This window comes from Streptomyces sp. PT12, assembly GCF_003311645.1.
In the GTDB taxonomy this organism is placed as follows: domain Bacteria; phylum Actinomycetota; class Actinomycetes; order Streptomycetales; family Streptomycetaceae; genus Streptomyces.
Genome location: NZ_QEST01000183.1, coordinates 1 through 18,161, shown reverse-complemented (window position 1 = coordinate 18,161; position 18,161 = coordinate 1). Strand labels below are relative to the sequence as shown.

The following is an 18,161-nucleotide window of genomic DNA, read 5'->3' as shown; positions in this document are numbered from 1 at the left end:
CGGCGGCGGCCGCCTCGTCCGGCGCGGCGGCCTCGTCCGGCGCGGGCCTCGTCCGGCGCGGCGGCCTCGTCCGGCGCGGGTCACGGCGGCGTCGGCTCGACGGTGACCGCGGCGACGGCCGCCGAGCGCCAGCCGTCGCCGCGCAGCACGGCGCGCAGCCGGTGCTGCCGGGGCCCTTCGCCCGCCCCTGGCGTGACCTCGAAGGCGAACGACGCGCTCCGCCCGTCGGGGATCGGCGGCACCGGGCGGCTCGCCGGGGTCGCGCTCCAGCCCTCGGGCAGGTCCAGGGCCAGCCCGGCCGCGGGGAGCGAGCGCCCGTCCGCCGCCACGGTGACCTCGGCGGTGAACGGCCCTCCCGCCCCGCCTCCTTCGGGCGCGGCCAGCGACATCCGCACGGGCGATGTCGCCACACAGGCGCGCTGTTCCCTGGCGCCGAAGGTGATCTCGGGGCCGTCGCGCCGGAGGTCGACGCGGCGACCGCTGTCCTCGTCGCGCACGTCGAAGAGGCCGTCGAACAGCTCGCCGCGCACGGTCAGCTCGCCCGTGCGCCCGGGGCGCAGCGCCACGCGCGTGGGCGCCCCGCCGTGCCACGCGATGTCCACGGTGACATCGCCGCGGGCGCGCAGGCCCTCGACCGAGCCGTTCGCCCAGACGGCGGGCAGCGCGGGCAGCACGTCGATCACGCCGCGGTGGCTCTGGACCAGCATCTCGGCGACGCCCGCCGTCGCGCCGAAGTTGCCGTCGATCTGGAACGGCGGGTGGGTGTCCCACAGGTTGGCCAGGGTGCTGAAGCGCAGCTGCTCGGACAGCATGGTGTGGGCGCGGTCGCCGTCGAGCAGCCGGGCCCAGAAGTTGACCTTCCACGCCTTGCTCCAGCCCGTGCCCCCGTCGCCGCGCGCGGTCAGCGAGACCCGCGCCGCCTCGGCGTACTCGGGGTCGTCGCGTGGCGTGATCTGCCGCCCTGGGTGGAGGGCGAACAGGTGGGAGGCGTGCCGGTGGGTGTTCGCCGGGTCGTCCCAGTCCTCCTTCCACTCCCGCAGCTGCCCCCACGAGCCGATCCGCAGCCCCGGGTCGAGCCGGTCCAGCGCGTCGGCCAGCTCGGCGGCGAAGGCGCCGCGGTCCCCGACCCGCTCGGCCGCCGCCGCGGTGGAGGTGAACAGGTCCCACACGATCTGCTGGGACATCGAGGCGCCCGCGGAGAAGTCGCCCTGCTCGGGCGAGTAGCTGGGCGACACCACGAGATGGCCGTCGCGCGGGTCGGTGACCAGGAAGTCGATCCAGAAGAGCGAGAGCGACCTCATCAGCGGATAGGCGCGTTCCCGCAGGAACCCCGCGTCGCGTGTGAACAGGTAGTGCTCCCAGGCGTGTTGGGCCAGCCACGCGCCTGCCTCGGGGAACCAGAACGACTGCGCCCAGTCGTGGACCCCGGTGAAGCCGAACGGCGTCGTCTCGTTGTTCACCACCCAGCCGCGGCTTTCGAACATCTCACGCGCGGTGACCTCGCCCGGCGGCACAAGCGACTCGATGTAGTCGAACAGCGGCCCTGTCGTCTCGGCGAGGTTGGTGGTGTGGGCGGGCCAGTAGTTCATCTGGAGATTGATGTTGACGTGGTAGTCCGCGCCCCACGGCGGTCTTGTCGAGTCGTTCCACACGCCCTGGAGGTTCGCGGGTAGCGAGCCGGGGCGGGACGAGGCGATCAGCAGATAGCGGCCGTACTGGAAGTACAGGGTCTCAAGCGCCCTGCGCGCGCCCGGCGTCAGCGTCCGGTCCCGGTAGGCGGTCAGCAGCTCGTCGGTGGGCAGCCCCGGGTCCTCCCCGCCCACGCGCAGCCGCACCCGGTCGAACAGCGCGCGGTGGTCCGCCGTGTGGTCGTCGCGCAGCTCCCCGAACGCCCTGGCCGCGGCCGCGTCCACCCGCCGCGCGACCTCGGCGCGCGGGTCCTCGCCCGTGCGGTATCCCGGGTGGCGGGCGGCGTAGTCGGTGGCGGCGCCGAGGATCAGGGTGACGGAGTCGGCGTCGGCGACGGTGACCGAGCCGTCGGCGTTCTCCGTCCTGCTCCCGCCCCGGTGCAGGACCTGGAGGTGGGACGCGTAGCGCATCCCGTTGTCGTCCAGCGCGCCGGACAGGGCGATCCTGCCGCGGTGGGCGCGCAGCTCGGACGACCTGTCGCCAGGCGTGGTGATCGAGACGGCGCAGCCGATCGAGCCGGGGCGGTCGGCGGTGAAGCGGGCGACGATCACGCCGTCGGGCGCGGAGACGAAGTACTCGCGCGTGTGCGTGACGCCTTCGGACGCGTAGGTGACGCCCCCGACCGCCTCGGAGATGTCGAGGTGGCGCCGGTAGCCGGTCACGCCGGACGGCTGGCGCGTGAAGCGCACCCACACGTCGCCGAACGCCTGGTAGGCGCCGAAGTGGGTCCTGGGCTGGCCGAGCCTGCCGACGACCCGCTCGGGGGAGACGCGCAGCTCCTCGTCGATGCGGGCGCGCACCTCGTCGATGGCGCCGGGGCGCGGGGTCCGCCAGTTCCCGAAGTCATAGCCCTCGGCCCCCGGGCCCCCGGTCCACAGCGTCTTCTCGTTGAACTGGAGCCGCTCCTCGGCGAGCCCGCCGAAGAAGGTCAGGCCGAGCGCGCCGTTGCCCAGGGGCAGCGCCTCCGACTCCCACGCGGTCGCGGGCTCGTCGTACCACAGCGTCATGCCGGTGGTGAACGCACGTCGGGGGGAACCACGTTCTGCCACAGCGGGACCTCGTCTTCGAAGGCGGCCGGCGGGTGGGGGACGCTGATCAGAGCGGAGATTATAGATCCGATGTATGGGCCGTCAAGTGCCCTGAGATGCGGGAAAGTCCGCCGCATCCCCATGAGACACCCGACCTCTGGAGGGCGGTGTCGGCGGCCCTCCTCCTCGCTCCGCGACGTGGACATCCAAGCTCTTTCCCCGCGCGCTTCCGGCGAACGGAATAATTGCGGTTCTGTCCGATGCCTTGACGCGGGATACATCGGATGTTTTTATCGCGGCACCGTGTGCTCAGGGCACCCCGGCGTCCCTGACCTCGCGCCCCGGCCGACATTCGCAACGAAGTGGAACATGCAATGAGACGACGACTCATCCTGGGCGTCACTTCCGTCGCCACCACCACGGGGCTCGTGCTGACCGGCTGCTCCTCGGGGACCAACGCCGCGAGCCAGAGCGAGGACAGCCTCGTGTGGTCGATGTGGATCTCGGGAGCCGAGGACAAGGCGGCATGGCAGGAGGTCGCCGACGCCGTCCATGAGAACGGCGGCCCCGAGGTCACCATCCAGGGCTCCCCGTGGACCGACTACTGGACCAAGCTGCGCACCCAGCTCAGCGCGGGCGGCGCGCCCTGCATCGTCAGCATCCAGAGCCTGCGCGCCGCCAACTACACCGATGTGCTCGTGCCGTTGGACTCCCTCGCCGAAGAAGCGGGCGTGGACCTCGCAGAGTTCGACCAGACGGCCATAGACGGGATGCGGGTGGACGGCGAGCTGTACGCGCTGCCGTACGACACGGGCCCCGTCGTGATGTTCTACAACGAGGACCTGTTCGATGAGGTCGGGGCCGAGATACCCGAGCCGGGCTGGACCATGGACGAGTTCGAGGCCGCCGCCGCGCGGTTCGAGGAGGCGGGCACGCCCCTGCTGGCCTCCACGGTCGAGGACATGTTCCTCGAGTCGCTGATCCTCGGCCACAACGGCGGCCGCGTCATCGACGAGGACGGCGCGCTCGACCCCACCGACCCGACGTTCTCCGACGGCCTCGACTGGATCGCCTCGCTCGTCGAGAGCGGCCGGGCCACCCAGGCGAGCGCCGAGGGCACCGCGGACGACAACGCCTATGTCAACCAGCAGGCGGGCATGTACGTCGACGGCCCCTGGTCGCTGCTCGCCCAGAAGGCCCGCGTCGACTTCACGCTCGGCGTCACGACCGTCCCCGCGGGGACGTCAGGCCCTTCGACGTTCTCCGCGGGCTCCGGATTCGGCATCTCCCAGGAGTGCGAGCACCCCGACCGGGCGTTCGAGGCCATCCAGACGATGACGAGCGAGCCCGTGCTGCGCTCGCTCGCCGAGCAGGGCAGGGCGTTCCCCGCGCGCACCGCCGTGCAGCAGGTCTGGTACGACAGCGCGGGCATCGAGGGCGCCCAGGAGGTGCTGACCGCGGCGCAGGAGGCGTCCGTGCCGCTGCCGGGCAACAAGCAGAGCGACCAGCTGGCGCAGCTGCTCACCCAGTACGCGGTCCAGGCCGTCAACGGGCAGCAGTCGGGCGCCGACACGATGGAGTCCATCGCGGGCCAGCTCGGACAGTGAGCGGTGATCATCAAGTGACGAGTGTGATTCCCCCGCGGCTCGACGAGTCCGCGCCCGCCGCCTCGCGCAAGGCGGCGGGCGCGAGCCGGGCACCGGCGCCGCGAGAGCCCGGGCGGCGTTCGTGGTGGGGCGCGGTCTTCGCCGGGCCCCACGCGCTTGGCCTGGCGATCTTCACCGCGGTCCCCATCGTGGCCTCCCTGGTCGTGAGCTTCATGAGCTGGCCCATGGTCGGCGAACGCGGCTGGGTCGGCCTCGACAACTACGCCGACCTCTTCGGCGACCCCGTCTTCAGAACGGTCATCCTCAACACCGTGGGGTTCGTGCTCCTCTATGTGCCGCTGAACCTCGTGATATCCCTGGGCCTCGCCGCCTGGCTCACCCCGCGGATCCGGCACCGGCACGTCTTCAGAGTGCTGTTCTTCATCCCCACGGTGACGCCCATCGTCGCCAACGTCGTGGTCTGGCGCATGCTCTACGAGCCTGGCGGGTTCATCGACGCGACGCTCGAGTCGACCGTCGGCGTCCAGGCCCCCAACTTCCTGGTGGACGAGAACTGGGCGATGCTCGCCATCGTCGCCATGAGCGTCTGGCAGGGCTTCGGCTACAACATGCTGCTGTTCTCGGCCGCGCTCGACGCGGTCCCCGACAACCTGATCGAGGCCGCCGAGCTGGACGGCGCGGGCCCGTGGCAGACGTTCTGGCGCATCAAGTTCCCCGCGATCTCGCCCACGATCTTCTTCGGCACGATGATGACGCTCATCACGTCGTTCCAGGTCTTCGCGCAGCCGTTCCTGCTGACCAAGGGCGGCCCCGGCACCTCGACGGAGACGCTGGTGCAGTACATCTACACCACCGGGTTCCAGGTGCAGCAGCTCGGCCTCGCCTCGGCGGGGGCGTGGGTGCTCTTCATGATCATCCTGGGCGTCACCGCCGTCCAGTTCCTCGGCCAGAAGCGGTGGGTGCACTATGAGTAGCCTCACACGGGCCCGACCGCCCGCCACCCCGTCCCGGCTGCGGCACGCCATCGGGTATGCCCTGCTCTGCCTCATAGCCCTGGCGTTTCTCGCGCCGCTCATCTACATGGTGGCCACCAGCCTCAAGCCCGCGGGCGAGACGTTCGAGAGCCCGCCCACCCTGTGGGGCTCGGAGCTGCGCTGGCAGAACTATGCCGACGTCTTCACCTACCTGCCGTTCGAGCGCTTCATCGTCAACGGCGTGATCGTCGCCGTCCTCGGCACGGCCATCAACGTCGCGGTCGCGGCCCTGAGCGGCTACGCCTTCTCGCGCCTGAGATGGCGCGGCAGGAACCTCGTCTTCGCGCTCTTCCTGGCGACGCTGATGATCCCGCAGGACGTCCTGGTCATCCCGATGTATGTGATGATGCAGGACTTCGGCTGGGTGGACTCCTTCCAGGCACTGATCATCCCGTGGGCGTTCACCGCGTTCGGGGCGTTCCTGTCGCGGCAGTTCTTCCTCACCGTCCCGCGGGAGCTCGACGACGCCGCGCGCATGGACGGCGCGGGCACCGTGCGCACGTTCTTCGCCGTGATGCTGCCGCTGGCCAGGCCGACGCTCGCCGTGCTCGCCGTCTTCACGTTCATCGCCTACTGGAACTCGTTCCTGTGGCCGCTCATCATCGTCAACGACGTCGAGGCGCACGCCACCGTCCCGCTCGGGCTCCAGCAGTTCTTCGGCCAGCAGGGCAGCCAGTGGCACCTGGTCATGGCCGCGTCCGTCATCTCCATGCTGCCCACCGTGATCATCCTGCTCCTCCTCCAGCGACACCTGATCCGCGGCATCGTCACCAGCGGCCTCGGGGGCCGCTGACCGCGCCCGTCCCGCTTCCCGAAAGGAAACGTCCGTGCCCGTCCCCGACTGGTTCACCCACGACCGCTTCGGCATGTTCATCCACTGGGGCCTGTACTCGCTCCCGGCCCGCCACGAGTGGGTGATGAACCGCGAGCGGCGCACCGTGGAGGACTACGAGCGCTACTTCGCCCGCTTCGAGCCCGACCTGTACGACCCGCGCGCCTGGGCCAGGGCGGCCAAGGACGCGGGCATGCGGTACGTCGTGCTGACCACCAAGCACCACGAGGGCTTCTGCCTGTGGGACTCCAAGCTGACCGACTACACGGCCGTCCACGCGCCCATCGGGCGCGACCTCGTCAGGGAGTTCACCGACGCCGTGCGCGCCGAGGGCCTGAAGGTCGGCTTCTACCACTCCCTCATCGACTGGCACCACCCCGACTTCACCATCGACGGCCACCACCCGCGCCGCGACGACCCCCGCGAGGAGGTCGACCGCCTCAACGAGGGCCGCGACATGGCCCGTTACCGCGCCTATCTGCACGGCCAGGTCGAGGAGCTGCTGACCGGCTACGGCACCATCGACTACCTCTTCTACGACTTCTCCTACCGCGACGACGACCACCAGGACATCTGGGGCGGCAAGGGCGCCGACGACTGGGGGGCCAAGGAGCTGCTGGCGCTCACCCGCCGCCTCCAGCCCGGCATCGTCGTCAACGACCGCCTCGACCTCCCGGGCGACTTCGTCACCCCCGAGCAGTACCAGCCCGACGCGCCGATGGAGATCGACGGCGAGCCGGTGCCGTGGGAGGCGTGCCAGACCCTGAACGGCAGCTGGGGCTACGACCGCGACAACCAGAACGTCAAGAGCGTCGAGCTGCTGGTGCGCATGCTCGTCGACGGCGTCTCCAAGAACGGCAACATGCTGCTCAACGTCGGCCCCACGGGGCGCGGCGAGTTCGACCCCGTCGCGCTGGCCACGCTCGCGGGGATCGGGGAGTGGATGCGCCGCCACGAGCGCTCGATCCGCGGCGCGGGGCCCGCGGCGTTCACCGCGCCGCCCGACGCCCGGTACACCCAGCGCGGCGACCGCCTCTATCTGCACCTCTTCAGCTGGCCGTTCGAGCATGTCCACCTGCCGGGGCTCGCGGGCAAGGTCGCCTACGCGCAGCTCCTGCACGACGCGTCCGAGGTGGCGTTCCGCGAGATCGACCCCGGCCTGAAGGCGTCGCTCACCGGCATGGGCGGCCAGCCCCCGGGTACGTTGACCCTGACCCTGCCGGTCGTGCGGCCCGACGTGGCCGTCCCGGTGGTGGAGATCTTCCTGACCGACGACGCGGCGGCGAAGGAGGCCGAGTGACCCAGCGCGTCGCCGTCCACACCCGGCTCAAGCCGGGCCGCGAGGCGGACTACGACCGCGTCCACGCCACCATCCCGCCCGAGCTGGCCGAGCGCCTGCGGGCGGCCGGGGTGGTCGACTGGCGCATCTGGCGCAGCGGCAGGGACCTCTTCCACGAGATCGAGGTGGAGGACTACCGCGCGATGCGCAGGGCGCTCGCCGACGACCCGGTGAACGTCGCGTGGCAGGCCCGCATGGCCGAGCTGCTCGAGGTCGAGGACGACTACGCGGGCGACGACGACGGGCTGCCGCTGGTCTGGAGCCTGGGGTGACGGGCGGCGGGGGCGCGGGCCCCTGGTGGTTCGGCGGCGCGGGCATCGGCAACCTCGGCCGCGAGGTCGCCGACCCCGTCGCGCGCGCCACGGTCGACGCCGCGTGGGAGGCCGGGGTGCGCGGCTTCGACACCGCGCCCCACTACGGCCTCGGGCTGTCCGAGCGGCGGCTCGGCGCGGCCCTCGCGGGCCGCCCGCGCGGGGAGTTCGCGGTGTCCACCAAGGTCGGCCGCGTTCTGGAGCCGGTGGGCGGGCCGGTGGGCGGGCCGGTGGGCGACGACCTGGCAGGCGGCTTCGCCGTCCCCGCCACGCACCGCCGCGTGTGGGACGTCTCGCGCGCCGGGGTCGAACGGTCCCTGGCCGCCAGCCTCGACCGGCTCGGCCTCGACCGGGTCGACACCCTCTATCTGCACGACCCCGACGAGTACGACCCGGCCGCCGCCGCGGGCCCCGACGCCCCGGCCGACCCGGGTGCGGCCCTGCGCTCAGGGCTGCGGGCGCTCGCGGCGCTGCGCGCCGACGGACTGGTGCGGGCCGTGGGCGTGGGCTCGAAGTCGGTGCCGACGCTGACCGCGGCGGTGGAGACCGGCCTGGTCGACGTGCTCATGATCGCGGGCCGCTACACCCTGCTCGAACAGCCCGCCGCCGCGCTGCTGCGCGCGTGCGCGGCCCGTGGCGTGTGCGTCGTGGCCGCGGGCGTGTTCAACTCGGGCGCGCTGAGCCGCCCCGAGCCCGACCCCTCGCTGCCCTACGAGTACGGCGCGATGCCCGCCGCGGTGTTCGAGCGGATCACCGCGCTCAGGGCGGTGTGCGAACGCCATGGCGTCGACCTGCCGACCGCGGCCCTCGCGTTCCCCCTGCGCGCCCCCGCCGTGAAGGCCGTCGCGGTCGGCGCCCAGTCCCCCGAGCAGATCAGGGAGAACGCCACCCGCGCCGCCACCCCCGTCCCCGAGGCGCTGTGGGACGACCTGGTGGCCGACGGCCTGCTCGCGGGGGAGTGAGGCGCGCCCCGAGATCCCCGAGATCCCCGAGAGCCCCCGAAGCCTCAGACGTGGAACGGGATCGTGGTGACCACGATCCTGGGCAGCGGCCTGAGCGAGTGGCGGAGGCGGGCGGCGATCCGGCTGTGCAGGATCCGGTAGCGGCGCCGCCTGGAGACGATCTCCGGCAGGATCACCGTCAGCGTCTGACCGGGGCGCTGGCGGTGCAGCGCCTCCACGTAGTCGACGAGCGGCGCGACGATCGCCCGATACGGCGTCACCACCACCTCAAGCGGCAGGTGGTCGCCCCACTGCGCCCAGTACGCGCGAAAGCGCGCCGCCTCGTCGTCGCTCGGCGCGACATGCAGCGCGAGCACCGGCTGCCGCAGCGAGGCGGCATAGGCCAGCGCCGCATCCCGGCGAGGTCGAGAACGGCGAGCGCGACCACCGACAGGGGGAACGCGGCGGAGAACGCGGCGACCCCCGAGGCGATCGACACGGCGACCGTGAGCACATAGTCCGTCATCAGCCCGCCCGCGGCCATCAGCCCGCCCGCGGCCATCAGCCCGGGGAGGCGGCCGAGGTTCCGGCTGGCGACCAGGGAGGAGCCGCCGCCGTGCGGATAGGCGCGGATCGTCTGGCGGTACGACACCCCGACGGCCACCATCAGCACCACGATGGCCCCGGCGATCGGCATCGAGTAGCCGAGCCCCGCGCTCCCGGCGAGGACGAGGATGCCGAGCAGCGCCTCGGGGCCGTACGCCACCGACGACAGCGCGTCGGCCGACAGTACGGGCAGAGCGACCCGTTCGCTCATCCGCTCCCGCGCGATCGCGCTGCTGCGCAGCGCGGCGCCGAGCACCAGACGCCTCGCCCGGTGCGCGGCGCGGGCCCGGCGGCCGCGCCGCGGGACCTCGCCCTCCTCGAACTCGATCGCGGGCGGCTGCCCCTTGAGCACCGGGATGTCGACAAGTCGGCTGAACTGCGTCGGACCCGCCTCGTCGGGCGGGGAAAGCTGCCGACGTCAGGCGTCACCGGCAGCGCGCGCCGCCACAGCTCCGCGTCGCCCGTGACCCGCCCCCACTCGCGCCCCACCTGCCGCAGGACCGCGATCTGCTCGTCGTCGAGCCGCGGCAGCAACGCGGACGGGGTCGGCACACCCCCTACCTCGGCCGCCTCGCCCTTCCGCCCCTTTTCTGACATGTCCGACACGGGGGACAGTGTCACCCGCCGACCCCCCGCCCACCCGCACTGGCACCGGCACGTCAGCCCTGATCCGCGGGGACGAGCCCGGCCTCCCGCATCACCAGGTCGACGGCCGCGTCGAGGCCACTGGACGCGGGCACGACGGTCTCGACCGCGCCGGGCGGCAGAGCGAGCGGCCGGAACCGCGCCCGTACCGCGCCCTGATCTCGGCGGCCACGCAAGACGTGCCCGACGCCGAGTTCCGCCGCGGGGTGATCAGCCGCGTCGTCGCCGAACCCACGTGGGACCGCGGCCCCTTGAGCGTCATCACGCCGCGACTGAGCGTCATCGCGCCGCGCCCCCGGACCCGCGCAGGCCCGCCGCGACATCGGAAGGCGGCGTGAGGGTGAACGGCGCGACCTCCCCCGTGGTGCCGTCCGGCCAGGACACCGTGGCCGACGACGCCGTGAGGCGGACCTCGGGCGGCGGCGGCAGCGCCGCCGCCTCCCGAGGCGTGCCGAGGAAGACCGCCGTGGCGTGCAGCGTTCCTCCCGCCTCGTACACGGGCGTCGCGCTGAATGTGCCAAACGCGTTGACCGCCGTCGCCCGGCGCGCCGACAGCGCGGCGCCGCCCGACGGCGGGTGGAGGACGACGAGCGCGCTGGTGAGCCCGTCGGGGCGGGTGACGACGACGCGGCCTTCCGCCGCCCTGACCTCGGGCGGCCGTTCGGCGGCGAGGGCGTGGCCGCCGATCACCACCGGGTGTCCCGTCGCGTCGGCCACCCGGACCAGGCGCACCTCCCAGGGCCCGCGCACGAGCGAGGCGGTCAGGAGGTCGGGGCCCGTGGGCCAGCGTTCGCGCGCGGTTTCGCCGAGCACCGGCCAGTGGGCGGTGTGCGCGGAGAGCGCGACCCCCTCGGCGAGCAGGATGCGGCGCAGCGGGCTGCGGTGGGAGAGCGCGCCGTCGGCGTCGGCGAGGGCGACGCGGTTGTCGGGGCCCTGGGGCGCGCGGGCGTCGCCGTCCCTGGGGTGGGCCTGCGGGTCGCCCGAGAGGTCGGGGCGCGGGCCGAGGTCGGGGGCGGTGTGGGTGGAGTAGGCGAGGCGGGCGTAGAAGGGGTCGTCGCGGGCGGGCCGGTCGGGGGGCGTGTGGTCCGTGCCGTGGTTGACGACCCGGATGACGCCGTCGGACGCGGTGCCCGAGACCAGCCACCCGGGGGCGGCAAGCGCGCGGGTGAAGTCGCCCCGCTCGACCGGCAGTCGCTCCTCGGGCGCGGTCCACACGGGGTGCTCGGGCGGGAGCAGCAGCCCGGTGAACGCCTGGGAGGCCCAGTAGGGCGATGCGGGCCCCGAGTAGTTCTGGCGTATCAGGGGGAAGCGCGCGTGCCAGCCGAGGGAGAGCACGTCCTGCTCGGTGGCGCCGCGGTCAAGGAAGTGGCGCAGCATGCCGCTGCCCGCGCGGCGCGTGAGCCCGGGGGCGAGGGGCGTGGCGTCGAACAGGGCGCCGACGAAGAACGGCGCGGCGGCGGCGAACCGGTAGATGAGGGAGCGCCCCTGGAACAGCGGCGCCCCGTCGGCCGCGACCAGGTGCGCCGCGTCGGCGAGGAACGCGCGCAGCCGCTCCCGGTAGCGCGGCAGCAGCTCGGGCTCGGCCAGGGTGCCGGAGATCCGGCAGTACCAGAGCGGGAAGAGGTGCATCGCCCAGCCGTTGTAGTGGTCGAAGTTGCGCCGCTGCCCTGGGCCTCTCGCGCCGTCGCTGTACCAGCCGCCGCCCGCGTACCACTCCTCCGTGCGCTCCACGGCGCGCGCGATGTCGTCGGCCGAGTGGGGCGCGCCGACCGAGCGGAGGAACGCCGCGACGACCGCCTTGAACCACAGCCAGTTGTTGGGCGGCACCTCGGTGTCGGAGATGCCGCCGAGCCAGTCGGCGGTCCGCTGCCTGACCCGGTCGGGCAGCCGGTCCCACAGCCGGTGCCGTGACTCGTGCAGGCCGATCGCGACGGCCGCCGCCTCGACCCTGGCCTGCGGCAGCTCGGCGGGCAGCGGCCAACGCCCGGGGGCCGTGGGGTCGGTGCCGTGCTCAAGGCCCTCGGCATAGGGGGCGAGAACGTGGTCGGCGAGGTGCCTGCCCGCGTGCGCGGAGCGGTAGGCCGCGAGCAGGAAGGTGCGGGCGTATCCTTCGAGGCCGTCGCTCAGGCGGCCCGAGCCGCTGGGCGGGCCCGGCAGGTGGATGAGGGAGTGGCCTGGCTCGGCGTGCGGGCGCACCGCGTCGAGCAGCCGCTCGGCGGTCCGCTCCCAGTCGCCGCGGCCCAGGCCCGTGATCGGGGAGCCCTCGGCGGGGGCGACGCGGCTGTGCGAACGGGGAAACACGGCGGCTCCTTCGGTGGGTGACGGCGCTCGGGGGCGGGCCCGCTGCCCGCTGTCCGCTCAGGCGGTGCGGTCGAGCTCGGCGCGTTCGACGCGGTGGGCCAACGGGCGCCCGGCGACGAGCCGTTCGGCCTCGCGCACGGCGGTGAGCCCGAGGCGGCGCAGCTCGTTGCCGAGCGAGCCCGCGACATGGGGGGTCAGAAAGACGTTGGGCATGGTGAAGAGGGGCGAGTCGGCGGGCAGGGGCTCGGGGTCGGTGACATCGAGGACCGCCCTGATGCGCCCGGTGGCCAGCTCCTTCACCAGCGCCTCGGTGTCGACGAGGCTGCCGCGCGCGGTGTTGATGAGCACCGCGCCTTCTGGCAGCAGCGCCAGGCGCGTGGCGTCGAGCAGGTGGTGGGTCTCGGGCGTGGCGGGGGCGTGGACCGACACGATCGTGCTGCTCGCGAGCAGCGTGTCGAGCGCCATCGACCGCACGCCGAGCGCCTCGGCCTCGGCGGCGTCCACATAGGGGTCGTGGAGCACGACGTCGAAGTCGAAAGGGCGCAGCAGCTCGATCACGCGGCGGCCGATCCTGGAGGCGCCGACGATGCCGACCCGGCGCCCGACGTTGCCGATGTCCTGGCGGCGGGCGTGGCCCGAGGGGGACCCGGTGGCCCGGTAGTTGTCGGCGGCGGCGAAGACGTCCTTGCCCGTGAGCAGGATCATGCCGAGCGTGTACTCGGACACGGGGAGCGCGTTGGCCGCCGCGGCGGTGGAGACGGCGATGCCGCGGTCCCACACCTCGCTCGCCAGGAGCTTCTTCACCGTGCCGCCGGTGTGCAGGATCGTGTGGAGGCGGGGCAGGGCGTCGAGCACGCGCGGGGTGATCGGCGGGCAGCCCCAGCCCGTGACCAGGATCTCCGCGTCCGCGAGCCGGTGCCGGACGGCGGCGTCGTCGAAGTCCGAGACCGTGAGCGCCGGATCGATGTCGAGGAGGTCCACGAGTGAGGACAGCACATCCGAGGGGAAGAGCCGCGGGAGGTTCCCGCCGTCGAGGGCGAACAGGGCGGTGGGGCGCTGGCGCATCGCGAGGGAACACCTTCGATCGGCGGGCATGGGTCGTTCAACCATGACCACATGCATCAACGAGTAAATAGAATGCTTCATTCTAATCATCGGTGTCCGTGACCATCCAAAGCGCAGGCTCACCGTGCATGAGCGCGCGTGGGGTGAACGGTCAGGCGCGGGCGCCGGCCCCGCACGAGGCGCGCACGATCAGGCGCGGTTGCAGGACGAGCTGGCGCACGGGCACGGCGCCGGGCTCCGGCGCGTCGAGCCGGTCGAGCAGCAGCCGGGCCGCCAGCTCGCCCAGCTCGTGCTTGGGCGGGGCGACCGCCGTCAGCGGCACGTCCGCGAGCGCGGCGATCTCGTCGTCATAGGCCACGAGCGCCAGGTCGTCAGGGGCGCGCAGCCCCCGCGCGCGCATGCGCCGCATCAGCTCGATGGCGTCGTGGTCGGAGTGCACGAGCGCCGCGCGCGTCCCGCTGGCCGCGCACTCGGCGAGGAAACGGTCGTAGAAGTCCGCCGCCTCCGCGCTGCCGAGCGTGGGGCGGCCGCTGTCGAGCACCGGCGCCGAGGGATCGAGCGGCAGTCGGGCCCTGGCCTCCGCGTGCCCCTCGGCCACGAGTGGCGCGGTGGGGCTGCCGTTGGTGAACAGGCCCACCCGGTCGTGCCCGAGGCCCGCGAGGTGGCTCACCGCCGCGAACGCGCCCTGCCGGTGGTCGGAGATCACGAACTCGCACGGCTCGAACGGGCTTTGAGGCTGGCGTTCGAGCAGTACGAACGGCAGCCCGCGCCCCCGCGGCCGCTCCAGCGTGGCCGACGGGGGATGGTGGCCCCCGGTCGAGGCGATCAGCAGCCCCGTGGCCCCCGACGCGGCAAGCTCGTCCAGCTGCTCCAGGTCACGCGGCCGCGCGTAGTCGGTCAGCCCGATGACGACGCGCGCGCCGCGCTCCGCCGCCACCGCCTGAACGCCCGCCACCACCCGGGGGTAGTAGTACGTGGCCGAGGGCACGAGCAGCCCGATCACCTGCGCCGCCGCGGCCCCCGCGGCGCGTCCCGCCGACCCCGGCGCCCGCTCGGGCGCCCCGGCGGCCGCAGCGCCCCCGGCGCCCGCGGCCAGCACGGCGCCCCCGCGGACCCGGGTGACCCGGCCACCGGTCTCCAGGTCCATCAGGTCACGGCGGATCGTGGCGCGCGAGACGCCGAGCCGCTCGGCGAGCTCGGTGACCTTCAGGATGCCGGAGGACTCCAACTCCCGCACCAGCAGCTCATGTCGCTGCGTGACGAGCATGTCGGCCATGGTTCCTCCAGTGAACAAATATGGGGCATCCTAGAGCAGTGTCACCCACCGTGCTCACTTGAGTCCGCCCTCGGCGAGCCCGGCCCGCCAGCGCCGTTGCAGCGGGATGAACAGCAGAAGCAGCGGGATCGTCGTGACCGCTGAGCCGACGACCACGAGGCGCGTGTACTCGGGGTTCTGGCTGACCGCCGAGTTCCAGGTGAACAGGCCCTGTGCCACGGTGAAGAGGTCGTTGTCGGTGAGCATCACCATCGGCAGGAAGAAGTTGTTCCAGATGCCGATGAACTGGATGAGGAAGATCGTCACCGCCCCCGGCATCATCATCCGCAGGCCCACGGAGAAGAACGTCCGCACCTCGCCCGCCCCGTCGATCCGCGCCGCCTCGAGCAGCTCGCCCGGGATGGCGCCCGACGCGTAGGCGCGCGCCAGATAGACCCCGAACGGGTTGACCGTCAGCGGGATCAGCACCGACCACATCGTGTCCGTGAGCTGGAGGTTGGCCATCATCAGGTAGAGCGGGATGACGATGGCGGTGTGCGGGACGAGGACGCCCGCGATGACCAGCCCGTACCACTTCTCCTTGCCGCGGAAGGCGAACTTGTCGAACGCGTAGCCCGCCGCCACCGAGAGCAGCGTCGCGATCAGCGCGCCGCCGACCGCGTAGACCGCCGTGTTGAGCATCCACCGCCCGAAGCGGGCCGAGTCCTCGGTGAACAGGTCGCGGACGTTGTCGACCACATGGAAGCCCGCGGACGGCGAGAAGCCGTTGCCGCTGTACAGCTCGGGCAGCGTCTTCGTCACGGCGAACAGCAGCCACACCAGCGGCAGCAGCGTGTAGAGGCCCGCGAGCGCGCTCAGCGCGGTGACCGCCGAGCGCCGCAGCCACCAGGGCGTGTCCGCCCCTGGCGCCGCGGGGCGCCGCGCGGGGGTCCCGGCGCCGCGCCGCTCGCCTTCCGCGGCCCGCCGCTCGGTGTCGACGAGGTGGGTCATCGCAGCGCCCTTCTGTTGGCGAACCGGGTGACGAGGAACGACAGAACGCCCGCGAGCAGGGCGATCAGCACGGAGACCGTGGCCGCGTAGTGGTAGTCGTTGCTGTTGAACGCCGACGAGTAGGCGAGCATGTTGGGCGTCCAGGTGTTGCTGATGGGGCTCTCGCCCGAGGTGCGCAGGATCATCGGCTCGGTGTAGAGCTGGAGCGCGCCGATGATCGTGAACAGCGTGGCCACCAGCACGGTGGGGAGCACCTGCGGGAGCTTGACGCCGAGGGCGATGCGCAGCTCGCCCGCGCCGTCGATCCTCGCCGCGTCGACGATCGTCCTCGGCACCGCCTGGAGCCCGACGAAGATCAGCACGACGTTGAAGCCGAGCGCGCCCCACACGGCGATGTTGACCAGCGAGAACAGCACGCCGTCGCCGCCGAGGAAGTCGATCTCCCAGCCCAGCGCCGAGAACGCGTCAAGGACCGGGCTCAGCCCCGGCGTGTAGAGGTAGAGCCAGATGATCGCCGCGATCAGCCCCGGCACGATGTGCGGCAGGAACAGCAGCGTCTGGAAGAAGCGCCGGCCGTAGGTCATCGCGCTGTCGAGCAGCAGGGCGAGCGCGATCGCCAGGGCGATCAGCAGCGGGACGTACACGAGCCCGTAGAGCAGCACGCGGCCGACGCCGTCGATGAACTCCTGGTCGGTCAGCGCCCGCGCGTAGTTGTCGAACCCGGCGAACGTCAGCCGCGGCCCGTCCCAGCCGATCCCGCTGAAGCGCTCGCGGAAGAAGCTGAGCCCGACGGCGTAGAGGAGGGGCACGACATAGGTGAGGAAGAAGAGCAGGAAGAAGGGGCCGAGCAGGAGCAGGACGCCGTTGCGGCCCTGCCCGCGTGGCCCGGTTCGGGACGGCGCGGTCGATGCCATGGGATTCCCCGGGGAAGCGGTGGACGGGAGGCGGAGGTCGAGGGTCGTGCTGGTGGCGGGAGCGGTCAGGCGCGCACGTCGAAGCCGCGCAGCCGCAGCTGGTCGACGGTGCCGTCCTGCCAGCGGCGCAGGGCGGACTCCAGGCCGCCCCGCCGCCCGACGGAGGTGGCCATCTCGTCGATGAGCCGGGCGAATCCCTCGGTCATATCGGGCCCCCACTCCCAGGACGGGGGAACGCTCTCCGCGGCGGCGAGCGCCACCTCGGGGAGCCCCGTGCCCTGGACATAGGGGTTGGCCGCCTCCAACTCCGTGCGCCAGGCGTCGAACAGCTCGGCGTTGGCTGGCATGCCCGTGCTGACCGGCGCGGCGGCGGCGACCGCGTCGGGGGAGGTGGCCACCCAGCGGGCGAACTCCATCGCCTCCTCCGGGTGTTCGGCTCCCTCGGGGATCGCGAGGGTCGAGCCGCCGTAGTTGCCGGCGGCGACGCCGTCCCAGGTCGGCAGGGGCGCCGCGCCCCAGCGCCCGGCGAGGTCGGGCACGAAGCGGGAGAGGTTCCCCGCCATCCAGGGCGCGGCGATCATCGCGAGCGAACGGCCCTCCTGGAGGTCGGCGATGTGCTTCTCGGCGAAGACGGGCTCGGCGTTGACCAGCCCGTCGCCGATGATCTCGTCCCAGAAGCGCGCCATCTCCAGGCTGGCGTCATCGGTGCTGTTCACCTGCCAGACGTTGTCCGAGGTGTCGAACCAGCGGGCCCCGGCCTGCCAGGCCAGGCCCGCGATGAGCCCGGCGTCGGTGTTCCCGAGGGTGGCGAGCACGGCGTCGGGGCGCTCGGCGCGCACCCGCTCGGCGGTGTCGCGGAACTCCTGCCAGGTGGAGGGGGGTTCGATGCCCAGCTCGTCGAAGAGGTCGGCGCGGTAGAGGAACACCTGGGGCGCCATGTCCTTGGGGACGGCGTAGACCTCGCCGCCGAGCGCCACCTGGTTCCAGGCCCACTCCGGGTACGCGTCGCGGAGGTCGGCCACGCCATGGGAGTCGAGCGGCTGGATGACCTCGTGCGTCACAAACGCCGGGACCTGCGGGTACTCGACGTTCACGACGTCGGGCGCCTTGCCCGCGCGCACGGCGTTGTACATCTTCGAGTAGCCGCCGCCGGTGCCCGCGGGTATCTGCTCGAAGACGACGCGGATGTCGTCGTGGGTGGCGTTGAAGCGGTCCGCCATCTCCTGGGATCCGGAGGTCCACGACCAGAACGTGACGGTCGTCGGGCCCTCGTCCGCCCCCGACCCCCCGATGCCGCACGAGGCGAGCATCAGGGTCGCCGTCGCGGCGGCCAGGAGTGCTCGGGCATTCCAGCTTCTTCGGTGAGAGACCACGGCGGCTCCTTCTGCGGCGTTGCGTCACTGCACCTTGGATCAGGAGTGCGCGTGAGTCAATACAAGTGCGCAGCTTGATTCAGAAAACTGCATGGCAACGGAGGTCGCTTCATGAGAGGGCGGCGGGCATGGCCGGTCCGGCCCCCCGGGCGGGGGGGTGCCTCTATGTCTTTCGTCAAGTCCGGGATGCGTAGTTCATGGATTGGTGTC

Annotated in this window: 16 protein-coding genes; 6 read left to right on the top strand and 10 right to left on the bottom strand. The window is 72.6% G+C overall.

Annotation, left to right across the window (positions count from 1 at the left end):
- Positions 1-80: 80 nt before the first annotated feature.
- Positions 81-2,696 (bottom strand): glycoside hydrolase N-terminal domain-containing protein, encoded by a 2,616-nt coding sequence (locus DEH69_RS20290; protein WP_113688413.1) that lies wholly within the window; start codon positions 2,694-2,696, stop codon positions 81-83.
- A gap of 395 nt (positions 2,697-3,091) precedes the next feature.
- Between DEH69_RS20290 and DEH69_RS20285 the strand changes: the two genes are divergently transcribed.
- Genes DEH69_RS20285 through DEH69_RS20260 form a run of 6 tightly spaced genes read left to right on the top strand, consistent with a single transcriptional unit; the run spans position 3,092 to position 8,802 of the window.
- Positions 3,092-4,324 carry an ABC transporter substrate-binding protein gene (locus DEH69_RS20285; protein WP_113688412.1) on the top strand — a complete coding sequence of 411 codons (1,233 nt, stop codon included), beginning with the start codon at positions 3,092-3,094 and terminating at the stop codon, positions 4,322-4,324.
- Positions 4,325-4,338: 14 nt separating this feature from the next.
- The gene (locus tag DEH69_RS20280; RefSeq protein ID WP_113688411.1) at positions 4,339-5,298 is read left to right on the top strand and encodes a carbohydrate ABC transporter permease; all 960 of its coding nucleotides are present in this window, start codon (positions 4,339-4,341) and stop codon (positions 5,296-5,298) included.
- Positions 5,291-6,151, top strand: a complete 861-nt coding sequence (locus tag DEH69_RS20275; RefSeq protein WP_113688410.1) for a carbohydrate ABC transporter permease — start codon at positions 5,291-5,293, stop codon at positions 6,149-6,151. The genes DEH69_RS20280 and DEH69_RS20275 overlap by 8 nt, the downstream gene beginning before the upstream one ends.
- 34 nt (positions 6,152-6,185) lie before the next feature.
- On the top strand, positions 6,186-7,490 hold the full coding sequence (locus tag DEH69_RS20270; RefSeq protein ID WP_113688409.1) for an alpha-L-fucosidase: 1,305 nt from the start codon (positions 6,186-6,188) through the stop codon (positions 7,488-7,490).
- Positions 7,487-7,801 carry an L-rhamnose mutarotase gene (locus DEH69_RS20265; RefSeq protein WP_113688408.1) on the top strand — a complete coding sequence of 105 codons (315 nt, stop codon included), beginning with the start codon at positions 7,487-7,489 and terminating at the stop codon, positions 7,799-7,801. Before DEH69_RS20270 ends, DEH69_RS20265 begins: the two co-directional genes overlap by 4 nt.
- Entirely contained in the window at positions 7,798-8,802 is a 1,005-nt protein-coding gene (locus DEH69_RS20260; protein ID WP_113688407.1) for an aldo/keto reductase, read from the top strand. Before DEH69_RS20265 ends, DEH69_RS20260 begins: the two co-directional genes overlap by 4 nt.
- A gap of 44 nt (positions 8,803-8,846) precedes the next feature.
- Here DEH69_RS20260 and DEH69_RS32940 read toward each other — a convergent pair whose 3' ends face one another.
- From DEH69_RS32940 to DEH69_RS20220, 9 genes are all read right to left on the bottom strand, one after another.
- Complete coding sequence (locus tag DEH69_RS32940; RefSeq protein WP_258534826.1) at positions 8,847-9,062, bottom strand: hypothetical protein; 216 nt, start codon at positions 9,060-9,062, stop codon at positions 8,847-8,849.
- Complete coding sequence (locus DEH69_RS32935; protein ID WP_258534825.1) at positions 9,059-9,739, bottom strand: hypothetical protein; 681 nt, start codon at positions 9,737-9,739, stop codon at positions 9,059-9,061. The genes DEH69_RS32940 and DEH69_RS32935 overlap by 4 nt, the downstream gene beginning before the upstream one ends.
- Positions 9,740-10,046: 307 nt before the next feature.
- Positions 10,047-10,208, bottom strand: a complete 162-nt coding sequence (locus DEH69_RS31665; RefSeq protein WP_181727523.1) for a hypothetical protein — start codon at positions 10,206-10,208, stop codon at positions 10,047-10,049.
- A 103-nt stretch (positions 10,209-10,311) separates the two neighbouring features.
- Positions 10,312-12,333, bottom strand: coding sequence for a DUF2264 domain-containing protein (locus DEH69_RS20245; RefSeq protein WP_113688405.1), 2,022 nt, complete (start codon positions 12,331-12,333; stop codon positions 10,312-10,314).
- A gap of 57 nt (positions 12,334-12,390) precedes the next feature.
- A complete protein-coding gene (locus DEH69_RS20240; protein WP_113688404.1) occupies positions 12,391-13,398 on the bottom strand; it encodes a hydroxyacid dehydrogenase in 1,008 nt (335 codons plus the stop codon).
- A gap of 151 nt (positions 13,399-13,549) precedes the next feature.
- Complete coding sequence (locus DEH69_RS20235) at positions 13,550-14,674, bottom strand: substrate-binding domain-containing protein (RefSeq protein ID WP_258534824.1); 1,125 nt, start codon at positions 14,672-14,674, stop codon at positions 13,550-13,552.
- Between the two features lie 54 nt (positions 14,675-14,728).
- A complete protein-coding gene (locus tag DEH69_RS20230) occupies positions 14,729-15,664 on the bottom strand; it encodes a carbohydrate ABC transporter permease (RefSeq protein WP_113688403.1) in 936 nt (311 codons plus the stop codon).
- The gene (locus DEH69_RS20225) at positions 15,661-16,578 is read right to left on the bottom strand and encodes a carbohydrate ABC transporter permease (RefSeq protein WP_113688402.1); all 918 of its coding nucleotides are present in this window, start codon (positions 16,576-16,578) and stop codon (positions 15,661-15,663) included. The genes DEH69_RS20230 and DEH69_RS20225 overlap by 4 nt, the downstream gene beginning before the upstream one ends.
- A gap of 65 nt (positions 16,579-16,643) precedes the next feature.
- On the bottom strand, positions 16,644-17,951 hold the full coding sequence (locus DEH69_RS20220; RefSeq protein WP_147255730.1) for an ABC transporter substrate-binding protein: 1,308 nt from the start codon (positions 17,949-17,951) through the stop codon (positions 16,644-16,646).
- Between the last annotated feature and the right edge of the window lie 210 nt (positions 17,952-18,161).